The organism is Rhodobacter lacus, assembly GCF_042683065.1.
GTDB classification, from domain to species: Bacteria; Pseudomonadota; Alphaproteobacteria; order Rhodobacterales; family Rhodobacteraceae; genus Rhodobacter; species Rhodobacter lacus.
In genome coordinates this window covers 315,261-328,814 of the sequence record NZ_JBHUIX010000004.1, presented here as the reverse complement: position 1 = coordinate 328,814, position 13,554 = coordinate 315,261, and the positions used below count along the sequence as shown (strand labels likewise).

The window sequence follows — 13,554 nt, the reverse complement described above, 5'->3', positions numbered from 1 at the left end:
CCCTGGCGCGGGCCACGGCGGATAGCGCGATGGCGGCGCAGATCGCGACTGTCTCGGCCTCGCTCGGCACAGTCTCCGCCAGCGTGGCGACGCAGGGCACGGCGATTGCCGATCTCGAAGGCGCTGCGCAGGCGGGGTTTTTGATCGAGGCGCAGGCGGGCGGCGTGGTCTCGCTGTTGCAGCTCATCGCCGCCGATGGCTCGGGCGGCACCGTCTCCGTGGTCAAGATCAGCGCGAGAGACATCCTCCTCGATGGCTCGGTCACCGCCGCGCAGCTGGCCACGGGCACGATCACCGCCGCCTCGGGCATCATCGCGGATGCGGCGATCACCAGCGCCAAGATTGCGGATCTGGCAGTGACCGAGGCGAAGATCGCCAGCGCCGCGATCACCACGGCAAAGATCGGCGATCTGGCGGTGAGCACGCTCAAGATTGCCGATCAGGCGGTCACGATCCCGACCGGCGCCTATACCGCGGCCTCGCTCAATGTCTCTCCAAGCACGGCATGGCAGGTGATCCAGACCATCACCTACACCTCGACCGGGGCGCCGGTGATGCTGGATTACGCCTTCGGCGCATACGGCACGAGCGCGGGGACATTGGGGATCCGGCTCCGGCGCGGCACGACGACGATCTATGACACGCGCGCCGAGCTCGCGGGCAATGTCGCGCCCTTTGCGGGCGGCGTGCTCGACGCAACCACCGCAACCGGGTCTCGCACCTACACGCTGGAGGTGCAAAACCCGTCGATGGTTGGCCTGATCGCAGAAAACCGCTCGCTGCGCGCGCTGGAGGTCAAGAAATGATCCGGGGCCTGATTTACGACGGGGCGACGGGCGAAGTGCTCCGCGCGATCACCTGCGCCGCCGCGGATCTCGCGGCCAACCTCCCCGAGGGCGCCGCGTTCTGGGAAGGCGAGAGCGATGGCGCAGGCGTCTGGTTCAAGGACGGCGCGCCGGTCGCACTCCCGCCATGCCCGGATCGCGGCCTGAGCTTCGATCCCGCCCTTTGGGCCTGGGTGGACCGGCGCAGCGGGGCCGAGCTGGCGGCGGTGGCGCGGGCAAAGCGTGACGCGCTCCTCGCCGGCTGTGACTGGACGCAGGCGCCCGACGCCCCGGTCGACCGCGCGGCCTGGGCCGCCTACCGGCAGGCCCTGCGCGACATCCCCACACAGGAAGGGTGGCCTGGCAACATCATCTGGCCCGAGCGGCCTGCATAAAGGAGGCTGCGATGGCGGCATATTACAACACCGGCACGATTGCCGTGACGAACGGCAGCGCCGCTGTCACCGGCGCCGGAACATCATGGGCGCAGATTGTGCGCGCGGGCGATCAGCTCATTGCCCCGGACGGGCGCAGCTATGTGATTGCGGCGGTCCCCAGCGCCACGAGCCTCACGCTCTCGCGCGCCTATCTGGGCGCGACGGCGACGGCGCAGGCCTATGACATTCTCTTCACCGCGGGGCGCGATGCCGATGTGGCAACGCAGCTCGCGGCCCTGATCAGCGCCTATCAGGAGATCTATGACGGTGCGGGGCAGGGCAAGTTCGGCGATGGCACGCTTGCCGCGCCGGGGCTGCGCTTTGCCGCCGATCTCGACACCGGGTTTTATCGCCCCGGCGCCAATCAGCTCGCCTTTGCCGAGGGCGGGGTGGATCGGGGTCGGATCTACGGGCGCAAGAACATCATCGGCACGGTGGCGCAATCGGGCGGCGTGCCGACCGGCGCGGTGATCGAGGGCGGGACCAATGCAAACGGCGATTACGTGCGCTTTGCCGATGGCACGCAGATCTGCGGCACGACGATTCAGGGGCTGACCACGGGGCCGATGACGCGCGCCTGGCCCGCGGCCTTTGCCGCCTCGCCGCGCGTCTCGGCGGTGTCGACCTCGGCCAGCGTGCCGCGGATCGTGACGGTGGCGAACAATTCGGCGACCGCGATTGACATCTACGTCTGGGATACCGCGGGCGGGCTCACGAACGGGTTTGCCTCGCTCACAGCCTTTGGTCGCTGGTTTTGAGGGGGAACGATCATGGCGCTCCTTCTCACCCTCTCGCCCTGCCGCGATGACCGCACACTCACGCTCTCCCTCTCGGGCCGCGTGCTCACGATCAACGATCTCGCCGTCGATCTGGATGCGGAGCTCCCCGAGGCCGCGCGCGCCTGGATCCTCGGCCCGGTCGAGGCCGCGGGCGACGACATCGCCCTGACCCTGTTCTTCCCGATCGGGCCGGACGCGCCCGAGGCATCACGCTTCCCGGCGCCGCTCCACATCGAGGCCGATGGCCCGGTGGCCCTGCCGCCGCGCGACGCAATCTAACCAACTCCCGGAAAGGGCAGATCATGAGCGAGACGCGGGGCCTCATCGAGGTGGCCGACGCGCTGTTTGGTGGCGCGATGACGACGGCTGCGGCGGCGATCGCCGGGCGGCTGATGTGGCACAGCACGCAAGTGCGCAGCGGGCGCAGGCGCTTCTTCGGGCGCGAGCTCCTCTGGGAGCTGCCGATTGCGATCGGCATGGCGATCATCGGCGAGGCGGTCTCGGCTTACTTCGGGCTCGACCGGACGGTGAGCACCGGCGTTGTCGCCTCGCTCGCCTATCTCGGCCCGCGCGGCGCCGAGGCGCTTCTGACGCGGGTTTTGTTCAGACGAAAGGACATATGACATGACACTGGACTGGCGCGCCGTGCAGGCGCGGCTCATCGCGCTCGGCTTTGATCCGGGGCCTGTGGACGGGCTGCGCGGGCCGAAGACGGATGCGGCGCTCATTGCCTTCAAGCGCTCTGTGGGGCTCCGGGCGCGGGCTTACTTTGGGCCGCTCACCGAGGCAGCGCTGATGGGCGGGGCGCCCGCGTCCGGCGGTGTGGATATCCCCTGGATGGCGGAGGCCGTGCGCATGAAGGGGCTGCACGAGCGCCGCGACACCGCAAAGCTGCGGGCGTGGTTTGACAAGGCGGTGAGCGGGATCGATCCGCGCGAGATCCCGTGGTGCGGGGCGTTCGTGGCGACCTGCATCCGCGCGGCCCTCCCCGAGGCCCAACTGCCCCAAAACCCGCTCGGCGCGCGGGCCTGGGGCAGCTTCGGCGCGCCCGTCGATCCGGTCTTCGGTGCAGTGCTGAGCTTCTGGCGCGGCTCCCGCTCCGGCTGGCAGGGTCATGTCGGCTTTTATTGGGGCGAGGATGCCGGGGCCTATCACGTGCTCGGCGGCAATCAATCCGATGCCGTCACCGTCACCCGGATCGCCAAAACCCGCCTGCTTGCGGCGCGCTGGCCCGCAGGTCAGCCCGTCACCGGGCGCGCGATCGCGCTCACCCCGCAAGGCCAACCGCTTTCCACCAACGAGGCCTGAGCCTCCCTCTCGAAAGGACCAGTCATGTTCCAGTCGCAACTCGCGCTCGCGCTGCGGGTGCTGCTTCTCTATCCGCTCGCCGGGCTCCTCGCGGCGCTGCCCTCGGTCAATTTTGACCAGGCAAGCGGCGTGCTCTCGATCGATCTCACCACCGCCTCGACGCTGATCGGCACCGCGATCTGGCTTGCCGTCTCGGGCGGCACCTTCGGCCTCTCGCGCCTCGCCAAAACGCTCGGCTGGGCCGTGTGAGCCCAAATCCGGGGCAGGGCGCCACCGCCCGCCCCTCACGCCCGCCCCACGCTCTCGCGCCGGATCATCGGCGCGGCATGGCTTTGTAAAGAGTGACGAGGTCCGGCCTTTTGAGAGGCCAGAGGGGGTTCCCGCCCCCTCCGACACGGGGAAACCGCTAAGCACCCCCGCCGACCAGCAATAGCTTATGGTCGCTCCCCCCTCGCGAGGGAGGCCCCTTGGAACATAATGACATGATGGAGTCGATGATTCCTGTCGCCCCGGTCGCCCCTGCGGCACCATGGCTCGGCGGCAAACGCAACCTCGCCAAACGGATCTGCACGATCCTCGATCAAACCCCCTGCCGCACCTATTGCGAGCCCTTCGTGGGCATGGGCGGGATCTTCCTGCGCCGCAGCGCCCGCCCGCGCGCCGAGGTGATCACTGATGCCGGGCGCGACATCGCGAACCTGTTCCGCATCCTGCAGCGCCACTATCCGCAGTTCCTCCAGATCCTGCGCTTCCAGCTCACCGTGCGCGCCGAGTTCGAGCGGCTGATCGCCACCCGCCCCGATACGCTCACCGATCTCGAACGCGCCGCCCGCTTCCTCTACCTGCAGCGCACCGCGTTTGGCGGCAAGGTCAGCGGGCGCAATTTTGGCGTGAGCCGCGACCGGCCCGGTCGGTTCAACATCACCACCCTCGAACCGATGCTCGAAGATCTGCACTCCCGCCTCTCGGGCGTGGTGATCGAATGCCTCGACTTCGAGGCGTTCATCCGCCGCTATGATGCGCCCGAAACGCTCTTCTACCTCGACCCGCCCTATTGGGGCTGCGAGGGCGATTACGGCGAGGAGCTCTTCAGCCGCGATGACTTCGCCCGTCTCGCAGACGCCTTGCGCGGCATCGAAGGGCGGTTCCTTCTGTCGATCAACGATGTGCCCGAGATCCGCGAGATCTTCTCCTGGGCCGAGATCGAGCCGGTCCGCACCACTTACTCGATCGCCGGGAAAGGCCAGAGCATCCCAGCCGCTGAGCTCCTGATCAAAGGGCGCGCAATGTAGGGCAGGGGGCGCCTGCGCGGGGGGAGGGGAGCCCCCCGCGCGGTGCTTTGGCTGAAGGCGAAAGCGGGCGCTCGCGACGCGCGTAGTGAGCGACGCGATGCGGAGGGAGCGGACGTAGGACCAGGCTCTTTACGACCGATCGAGGGCGTATCCGGGTTTGGCCGCGCGGCTTCTTCTGCTAGGATTTGTCATCACTCGCGCCTTTTCACGCCCTTGTCCGGGTTTGGCCGCGCGGCTTCTTCTGCTAGGATAACCGTGCCGCTGACGATGTAGCTGACCGCGTCCGGGTTTGGCCGCGCGGCTTCTTCTGCTAGGATCGGAGCGATCCCATCCCGGAATCGCGGGCAGTCCGGGTTTGGCCGCGCGGCTTCTTCTGCTAGGATCGAGGATTTGAAAAGCCCTCGCGTTGTCGTGTCCGGGTTTGGCCGCGCGGCTTCTTCTGCTAGGATGACCGCGAGCAGGGCCTGCACCGTCACGCCGTCCGGGTTTGGCCGCGCGGCTTCTTCTGCTAGGATTGGCTTGACGGTAGGCACCCCCATCGCCGAGTCCGGGTTTGGCCGCGCGGCTTCTTCTGCTAGGATGAACGCAGCCCGCAGCCCCTCACCGATGCCGTCCGGGTTTGGCCGCGCGGCTTCTTCTGCTAGGATCCGCGCGTCTGCATCGCCCACCCGCCTTGGGTCCGGGTTTGGCCGCGCGGCTTCTTCTGCTAGGATCACGCGAATAATCTTTCGGTTCGGTCGGAAGGTCCGGGTTTGGCCGCGCGGCTTCTTCTGCTAGGATGCCGCTGGACATAAGGCGGCTGAAGGAGCGGTCCGGGTTTGGCCGCGCGGCTTCTTCTGCTAGGATTGTTGAACGCCCGAGCATGCCCTCCGATCGGTCCGGGTTTGGCCGCGCGGCTTCTTCTGCTAGGATGGCCCTCCGCCCATGCCGCACCAAATTGAGGTCCGGGTTTGGCCGCGCGGCTTCTTCTGCTAGGATGTGACATGGCTCACCGGCGACCGTGCCTATGTCCGGGTTTGGCCGCGCGGCTTCTTCTGCTAGGATCGGATCGGGCGTCACCTTGCCCAGACCATAGTCCGGGTTTGGCCGCGCGGCTTCTTCTGCTAGGATCTGACCACGCGCCAACGAACGCGCTAGAACTGTCCGGGTTTGGCCGCGCGGCTTCTTCTGCTAGGATGGCAAGTCGCAGCTCGCCGCCGCCTTCTTCGTCCGGGTTTGGCCGCGCGGCTTCTTCTGCTAGGATTTTGGCCGCAGCCGAATTGATTGTTGACGCGTCCGGGTTTGGCCGCGCGGCTTCTTCTGCTAGGATACGACAAGCTGACAGGAGCACATCATGGCAGTCCGGGTTTGGCCGCGCGGCTTCTTCTGCTAGGATACGCGGCACATCCAAGCCTGCCCATTTGCCGTCCGGGTTTGGCCGCGCGGCTTCTTCTGCTAGGATGAAGAGGGCTATCCAGTAGAGACCTTCGGCGTCCGGGTTTGGCCGCGCGGCTTCTTCTGCTAGGATAAGGCGCATGCGGAGGTGCTGACCGGCGGCGTCCGGGTTTGGCCGCGCGGCTTCTTCTGCTAGGATCGACACTTCCCGCAAGGTAGGCGCGCGTGTGTCCGGGTTTGGCCGCGCGGCTTCTTCTGCTAGGATTAATCGACTGAGGACATGAAGAACGCTCCGGTCCGGGTTTGGCCGCGCGGCTTCTTCTGCTAGGATGAGGATCGACATCTGCCGGTGCGCGGCGGTGTCCGGGTTTGGCCGCGCGGCTTCTTCTGCTAGGATGAGATAGGCAACGAGGTCATCGACGGCCCCGTCCGGGTTTGGCCGCGCGGCTTCTTCTGCTAGGATCCGGGATGGCCTTTGATGTGTTCACGAGAGGTCCGGGTTTGGCCGCGCGGCTTCTTCTGCTAGGATTATTCGGGTTCATGCCTGCCGCCGTTGCTTGTCCGGGTTTGGCCGCGCGGCTTCTTCTGCTAGGATGCCAAGCACCAGTGAGCCCCACGGGCTTGAGTCCGGGTTTGGCCGCGCGGCTTCTTCTGCTAGGATCAACATCAAGGATGACGCCGCGGTCGCCGTGTCCGGGTTTGGCCGCGCGGCTTCTTCTGCTAGGATCATGAAAATTCCGACTGTGACGATCCAAACGTCCGGGTTTGGCCGCGCGGCTTCTTCTGCTAGGATAACCGACGAAAGGAAGCGCAATCATGCGTCGTCCGGGTTTGGCCGCGCGGCTTCTTCTGCTAGGATCGACAAGGTGACGTTTTACCACCACGTCGTGTCCGGGTTTGGCCGCGCGGCTTCTTCTGCTAGGATAGACCCCGCACAACAGCTTGTTGTGCGGGGTTATTTCTTGGTTTTCCGCTGAAAAAAATGACCCGCATCGATCAGAATAGCGCAAGCTGGCGTGGTTTTTCCGTTGGCCGAGGCTTTGCGTTGCTGCCTCGAAATACTTGGGTCTGGCCATATTGCTTGTCTGTGAAAAACAACACTTGCACATGGCCCGCCTCCGGTACGCATTCACCGACCTGCCGAGCGAAAGTTTCGGCTTTTTCCTTGCTCCATGCGTACCGAATATACACAGAGAATTGCACCATCTCGAAGCCAAGATCGAGCAAATCGTTGCGGAAGCGAGTTGCGTGCTTGCGTTCGGCGATTGTCCCGACCGGCAAGTCGAACAGAACCCAGACCCACATGATGCGATATCCCGATAGTTTACTGTAACACTTGATCGTCATCGGAAGCCTCCAGCGGAATTGGATGCGACGGAAACGCGAGGCTGAGTTTGCGATCCAGAAAGGACTGGGCGAGGCTTTGGCTCAGTCGGGTTAGCACATGAGACAGTGGCGTAGCGCCGTTCCTAGTAGGGAAATCAGCCGACATGCAGCCAACCAGAGCCTCACGTCCATCTTCCACTTTTTCGACACCGGCGGCCATAAGATCGTGGACAACAAGATCTATGGTCGGGCGAAACGGTTCCATCAGATCGTCCGCCAGAGCAAGAGCATCGCCTCCAGATCTGTGATGCAAGGACAACGACGGGTGTAAACCCGCGGCGACGATTGCGCGTGCGGTTGCCGCCCGCAATATTGCATAACCGTAGTTTAGCAGTGCATTCGCACCTGGGCTTTCACGGTCGCGCCGAAAGCCTTTTCCTAGCAGCAGGGGCCAATAGATCTGGGCGGCCTGCGCTTCTATGTTGCTGGGATCGCCCGAGCGAACGGTTGCGGCCAGCCGATGCACGCGTTCAGACGGTAGCGCGAGGCGGTCTAGAACTTTGGCTTGTGCCGCGATCTTGTGCCTGACGAGTGTTGCCCATGCCTGCTTCCGCAACGGCAGCGACGCGTCTGCTTGGGCGCGGAACCTCTCGGCCTGCACATGGTGGCCGTCAAGGGGCAGCACGACTGCGATCGGTGAGAAGTTCTGGCCGAGGAACATCACCGGGATCTGATGCGCGGCAAGTTCCGCCAGAGCAGTGCCAGACCAAGACACGCCGGGCGAGGACGCGAGCACTGCCTCGATATCCTCAGTGGCGAGGCGTCCGAGTTCCAGCCCCTTTTCCTCAATGACGAGAAACCCGCGCCGTTTGTGCACGGTAAGGCCATTGCGTGTCAGTTCAAGTATATGTCCAACCATTATAGACCCTCAGACAAGAAGATCCGACAGGTACCCGTATCTTTAGATCTTGCCGTGCGGCACGATCCTAACTCGCCCCAGTTCGTCTATTCTAACCCGCCGGGCGCGCCTGAGGCGCAGTCGGTCAAATCGCACCCAATCCCAACGGAAGTCGTCCAACGTGTCATTGTGGCGCGCCGCGAGATTTCCAGCCTCATTCACTCCAGCAAGTGTAACGTAGTTATTGGTCTCCGAATTGGGAATGGAAACGATTATCTTGATCTGGTTGGTTCCGGGGATGATAGTTTTTTCCTTGTCGTCCCAGTCGAAAAGCTGAACAGTATCCCCCTTGAACAGCCGCATAACGAAGCGCGCGTCGGGATGGGCTTCGTGCCAAGAAGCATCTGAACCGGATGCCTTGGACCACAGATCAACACCGTAGCGGAACCATTTCCCGTTCGGCCCTTCCAGAATGTCGAGAAACAAGTTCTCCGCCGGTATCATCCACTTATAGGCTTTGCCTGCGCCGGGCTTTCCGGGGCGGGCGTTTATCGCGCGTGCACTTTCGTTGGGCGTAAGAACACGCAGCCGGTTATGCCCCGTTCTGTCGCTCCATTCCGCGAGTTTCGCTTTCAATGCACGATCATCTTTCCACAGATGCCGTGTCGCAGCTTCCAATTCGTGCCGGATTTTCTCATCTCGCACCCCGCCGATTTCTTTCGGGCTCAGGCTGACTACCGGCTTGCGCTGAACCAGCTTACCTATCGTCAGGGCCGCCTGATTTTCGGGAACGTTTTTCACAAGACCATAGGCGGTATCCTTATGCAGCTTGCCACTGGCGGAATGATCTGGACGAGGACTGATCACTACCGAAGCGATTCGATCGCGAACCTCCTTAGAGAATCCCTCATAGGGCTCCGGCGCATCGGGCAGAAGGCGGTCGAGTTCCTGAACGCCTATGCGGCGCGCATGGGTTTGAAGGATCTGGATCATGCGCCGGTCGATGGCCCCGACAGTTGCAGCGTCCAGCGCATGATGGCGATGGTCATCTCTGGTCTTGGCATTTTGATCGGGTAGGTAGAGGCCCCAGCGGCGGCGCAGCATAGCGGTCATGCGGCCAGGCAGAACCCAGACGTTCGAAGTGCCGTCATGCGGAAACAAGGCATCCGCGTAGGCTCTCACGACTCGGGCAAGATGCCCGGTCGCGTGAAGCTGACGATCCTCGAAGCCACGACGTTTTTGCCATTCATCAAGTGCGCCCGGCAGGAAACGCCAAAGTTTCTGGCGCATAGCGGGAGCCGCCCTCACTCTGGCCAGAATCGCATCTAGTTCGGCACCGAACCAGGCGTCACCCGGGCCACGCTTGCCCTTGACCCGGTTAGCACTTCTATAGCACAAGGTCTTATTGCCGGGGCCATCCTCGAACGTGTCCTCGAACGGCAGGATGTGATCGATTTCCACTTCGTCGGAATGGAGCTTGTGAAGCGGGATCTGCTCACCGGAATAAGGGCACAATCGGTCAGCTGGCGTTCTGCCAAGCTCCTCCCAGAGCCGCATCCGCAACAGGCGATCGCCGACTCTGGAACCCTCGGCTAGCAACCCGGCCTCTTCCAGCTCCGCACGCCATCTGTCGTTGCGCTTAGTATTCTTGCGGATCTCGATGTCGATTTCGTTTAACTCGCGCGCGGATTTCGCCATGTCACGCGTAGTTTCCAGCACCACCTGTGCTGGCTTGTCATAAGTAGAGATCAGCGCGTTCATCACCCGCCGGAACTGGTTCAGCGCGATATGCACCGTGGGGTTTGAAATACGCCCGTAACGAATATCGTCGGGGTCGTTTGGATCGTTCGTGCCTGCGCCGATCATTCGCTGCAACTCCGGCAGCTGGTTGTAGGCGGGTAGCAGGTCGAAGGCTTCACCGTGACCGCGCAGGTCCGAATGATGGAGGTTGACGCCCTCGCCGAACAGTCCCGCCTCACTGGCCCCTTTCACCGCGTCGGAATAGACGATCACGTCATCGCGGAGCATCTGGACAATGGCGCGGGTCGCGCGTTCGCCAAGCATCAAGTGGCCATCAGGCAGGGGGATTTTTTCGACACGCGCGGCTGTGTCGGAGGGCAGGCCGATCTCAGTGACAAGACGCTCGATGGCGTGTTCTGGAAATGCCTCTTCATCCAAAATCCGCAGCATTTTAAGCCGTTGCGCGCCATCCATCCTGTGCCAGAAATCTGTCAGCGGACCGGGCTTCTTCGCTGAGCCTACGAAACGCGCAGCGAGTTGATTTCTGCCAAGTTCTTTCAATCCGCCGACTTCAAGGTTGATTTCGGTGCTGCGCTGGAGTTTCAACTGACTGCGTAATCCGGCCCATGTCAATTTCTCGCCTCTCATCAGGTGCCGAGCCAGTAAGTCGCGCGCGGTCAGATCGAGCGAGCGTTCTGTTTGACCTTCAAGCAGCCGCAGCATGTTCAATTGCTGAAGGATCAGGAATTCCTGGGCCAGTGGGTGCCATTTAGGTAAGCGATCTTCTTCGGGAAAGAAGGTGCAGCGTCCGGGCTTCACGGGCTTCAGCGGGCGTTGGAAGAATACGGCATCGCGGATGGTCGCCTTTGCCTCATCAGTCAGCACAGGGTGATGTAGCGCTTGGAGTCCCCAAATATGATCGAATTCCGCCTCAAGCATGGCGCGCTGCGGATAGAATTCATAGGCGGTTTCATTGTCATTAGCCTGTGACCGCACTCGGACAGGTTTTCGCTGCGCATGGCGGCTGGCCAGCCAAGCGCCGTAGGTAGCAACACCCTCGTCCACGAGTCTCTGACGCAGAGCGGCGCTGGCCGAGGCTATCTTGCCGCTGTCGTCCTCGTTGCGGCTATCGGTCTTTCGGTTGCTTTTAAAGCCGCGGTGCTTGGAAATGTGCCAGATTGCTCGGCCCAAATCGTGAAGGTTAGCTTTTCCTGCGGCGACGCGCCCCCTTGCTTCGTAGGGATCTAAGGCAAAGAAAGCGGCGCGGTCGAGTGGCGGCATCAGACCATATGCGACAAGACGTTCTTCGAGCTGGATCCTGCGTCGCTTGCGGCGATCAAGTTGTCGGCGTTGCTGGCGTGGCAGTCGACGACCTGAGGCGGTGGATTCCTTGGACTGCGGATCGCGCCCGGTCGGAAATATTCGCGCGCCAAGGTTGACTAGCCCGCAGATATGATTCCGGCTGTCAAGGCGATAGACCGCCCATCCGAGTGACCCTGACCCTAGATCGAATGCGAAACGATACATTTCTGCGTCCTGCAAAAGCCCTTGCCTGCTAGTATAGACGAGTGTAACCTAGAATTCCTAGCAGAAGAAGCCGCGTGGTCTTTCCCGCGATAAGGTTTTAGACCACACGATTGGGGCAGGCTGCGGCCTGCCCCGCATATCTTGGAATGAGCCCAGGACTGCTGCCGCTCATTCTAGCTGGCAATTCAGATGCCACCTCGATTTGGGCAAAATAAATTCTGATAGCTTTCAGATGAGGGAGCGGGCCATGATTGTCCTCATGCTGAAACGGCACTAAAGCCTTGCAGAATGCCTTCTCGAACTCTGTCGGCAAACCGAATAGCCGCCTTTCGAAAGTGCGGCCATGTTGCGTCGGGTGGCCCCGACTGTCCGCTCCCCGCGCAGCGTCGCCTCCGGTGCGAATCGCGAGTGGCAGCTTTACGCCGTCGCCCTGGTTGCTTGGGGCGCTTTCCGCAACTCGCGTCGACGCATGACGCCCTACTTCATCCCGTTCGTGCGGGCGGATTCGATCGTGGCGCCCGCATTGGCGGCGCTTGGGGCATAGGCGCAGGGCGGCAACAGTGACGAGGGCGATTGTGAGGGGGCTTCTATCTCTTCGTAACGGTTGACGGATTCACCCTTTGCCCTCCTTTTGTTCCGTCAACTTCTCGCCCATTTTCGTTGATTTTGCAGCGCTTTCACACGTATTGCAAATCCGTGAAGACCGGTTCGATTCCGGTACCCGCCTCCATATCTTTCAATGACTTGAAGAGCTCTCCCCCAAAAAAATTCACGGTGCGGTTGACGGTTTCTGTCTCGGTTTCGTTCCGTTCTTCGCGGCTCGGGCCGACAGATCAGCCAGAATCTTCACTGGCCCTCCCGCTTCTCCACCGCCTGACGTGCAGGCATGATCTGCCGCGCCGCGCCTTGAGGGCCAGGCGTGTGACGGCCACGGGCAGGCAATTCGCAATCCGCCCCCGGAGGTTGTTGGCCCCCCTCGCGGCGCAGATGTCCGCGGGGGTCATGGGCCCGTGGCGAAAGGGGCGTGGTGTCGCGATGCTGTTTCATCGCCTGGTCTCCCCGGCGATTACGGCGCCTTCAGATTTCTGCCACTTCCGAGACATGCCCCCCGGTTGCTGCCCTTGCCCTGCTCGCGCAGCGGCTTGCGCCCGGCCCGCTCCTGCACCGGGCGGAATTGCTCCCACGGAACGCGCGCGTCGATCCAGACGATAGGGTGGCTTTGCATCACGGCTCGCGTCGCGGCCTGAAAGATCCAAAACCCATCTGCGCCATCGTCAAACCCCAGCCGCCACACCCTCCGCGGCTATTCCGGCGGCAAGGTCAGGGCCATTTTTCAAAGTGCCCGGCCGTCACAGGATCGGATCGCGCCCGATCCGTTTTGCGCGGCGCGCCAATTTTGTTGCGCTATTGCCCGTGTCCTTGTACGGTTGTGATTAATTCAAGACGCAGACGACAAGATAATATGCATGACCGGGAGGAGATTTCTCTTCTCTGGAGGAATGCTGTTTATATAATTGGGGGCGACATGTCTGAACCCTTTCTTGCGGAAATCCGAATGGTCGGATTTGACTTTGCGCCGCGCGGTTGGAGCTTTGTCGACGGCCAGATCCTTCCCATCAGCCAGAATCAGGCGCTCTATTCGCTGCTGGGAACGACGTATGGCGGCGATGGGCGAACCACATTCGCCTTGCCGGACCTTCGCGGTCGAACACCCATTCATCGGACGGGCGGGCAAGAACTCGGTCAGAGCGCCGGGGAGGAAACTGTCACCCTGACTGTGACGCAAATGCCTGACCACCTGCACTATGTACAAGCGCAGGCGTCAGTGGGCAGCCAACGCAGCCCCGAGAACCATTATCTCAGTACGCCCTCGGGCGCCGGCCTTGCCTTCTATGCGGCCCCCCGCAGCGCGACCTCGATCGCCTTGAAAAGCGGGACGGTGGCAAGAATGGGCAGCAGTCTGCCTCATGACAACATGCAACCCTATTGCACCGTGAGTTTCTGCATTGCCCTTCAGGGGCTTTTCCCGTCCCGCAATTAGTCCTGCAA

At 62.7% G+C, this 13,554-nt stretch carries 12 protein-coding genes and 1 CRISPR repeat array; of the genes, 9 read left to right on the top strand and 3 right to left on the bottom strand.

From position 1 onward, the window contains the following. From ACFSM0_RS05000 to ACFSM0_RS04965, 8 genes are all read left to right on the top strand, one after another. On the top strand, nt 1-806 hold an 806-nt coding region (locus ACFSM0_RS05000), incomplete at its 5' end, for a hypothetical protein (protein WP_377387935.1). After that, nucleotides 803-1,219 carry a tail fiber assembly protein gene (locus ACFSM0_RS04995; protein WP_377387933.1) on the top strand — a complete coding sequence of 139 codons (417 nt, stop codon included), beginning with the start codon at nt 803-805 and terminating at the stop codon, nt 1,217-1,219. The genes ACFSM0_RS05000 and ACFSM0_RS04995, both read left to right, overlap by 4 nt. Nucleotides 1,220-1,230: 11 nt before the next feature. Beyond that, nucleotides 1,231-2,019 carry a hypothetical protein gene (locus tag ACFSM0_RS04990; RefSeq protein ID WP_377387931.1) on the top strand — a complete coding sequence of 263 codons (789 nt, stop codon included), beginning with the start codon at nt 1,231-1,233 and terminating at the stop codon, nt 2,017-2,019. Nucleotides 2,020-2,031: 12 nt separating this feature from the next. Continuing rightward, nucleotides 2,032-2,319, top strand: coding sequence for a hypothetical protein (locus ACFSM0_RS04985; protein WP_377387929.1), 288 nt, complete (start codon nt 2,032-2,034; stop codon nt 2,317-2,319). A gap of 23 nt (nt 2,320-2,342) precedes the next feature. Continuing rightward, a complete protein-coding gene (locus ACFSM0_RS04980; RefSeq protein WP_377387927.1) occupies nt 2,343-2,663 on the top strand; it encodes a phage holin family protein in 321 nt (106 codons plus the stop codon). Nucleotide 2,664: 1 nt separating this feature from the next. Then, the gene (locus ACFSM0_RS04975; protein ID WP_377387925.1) at nt 2,665-3,348 is read left to right on the top strand and encodes an NlpC/P60 family protein; all 684 of its coding nucleotides are present in this window, start codon (nt 2,665-2,667) and stop codon (nt 3,346-3,348) included. A gap of 24 nt (nt 3,349-3,372) precedes the next feature. Further along, nucleotides 3,373-3,597, top strand: coding sequence for a hypothetical protein (locus ACFSM0_RS04970; RefSeq protein WP_377387923.1), 225 nt, complete (start codon nt 3,373-3,375; stop codon nt 3,595-3,597). 233 nt (nt 3,598-3,830) lie between these two features. Beyond that, nucleotides 3,831-4,640, top strand: coding sequence for a DNA adenine methylase (locus tag ACFSM0_RS04965; protein WP_377387921.1), 810 nt, complete (start codon nt 3,831-3,833; stop codon nt 4,638-4,640). Nucleotides 4,641-4,789: 149 nt separating this feature from the next. Further along, a CRISPR array of direct repeats spans nt 4,790-6,939; the repeat unit is 36 nt; unit sequence GTCCGGGTTTGGCCGCGCGGCTTCTTCTGCTAGGAT. A 71-nt stretch (nt 6,940-7,010) separates the two neighbouring features. Here ACFSM0_RS04965 and cas2 read toward each other — a convergent pair. From cas2 to cas9, 3 genes are read right to left on the bottom strand one after another with little or no spacing between them, the layout of a single operon-like run. After that, complete coding sequence (cas2, locus tag ACFSM0_RS04960) at nt 7,011-7,319, bottom strand: CRISPR-associated endonuclease Cas2 (protein WP_377387919.1); 309 nt, start codon at nt 7,317-7,319, stop codon at nt 7,011-7,013. A gap of 19 nt (nt 7,320-7,338) precedes the next feature. After that, nucleotides 7,339-8,259 (bottom strand): type II CRISPR-associated endonuclease Cas1, encoded by a 921-nt coding sequence (gene cas1 / locus ACFSM0_RS04955; protein ID WP_377387917.1) that lies wholly within the window; start codon nt 8,257-8,259, stop codon nt 7,339-7,341. 42 nt (nt 8,260-8,301) lie between these two features. Next, nucleotides 8,302-11,505 carry a type II CRISPR RNA-guided endonuclease Cas9 gene (cas9, locus tag ACFSM0_RS04950; RefSeq protein ID WP_377387915.1) on the bottom strand — a complete coding sequence of 1,068 codons (3,204 nt, stop codon included), beginning with the start codon at nt 11,503-11,505 and terminating at the stop codon, nt 8,302-8,304. A gap of 1,525 nt (nt 11,506-13,030) precedes the next feature. Here cas9 and ACFSM0_RS04945 point away from each other — a divergent pair. Continuing rightward, the gene (locus ACFSM0_RS04945; protein WP_377387913.1) at nt 13,031-13,546 is read left to right on the top strand and encodes a phage tail protein; all 516 of its coding nucleotides are present in this window, start codon (nt 13,031-13,033) and stop codon (nt 13,544-13,546) included. Nucleotides 13,547-13,554: the final 8 nt, after the last annotated feature.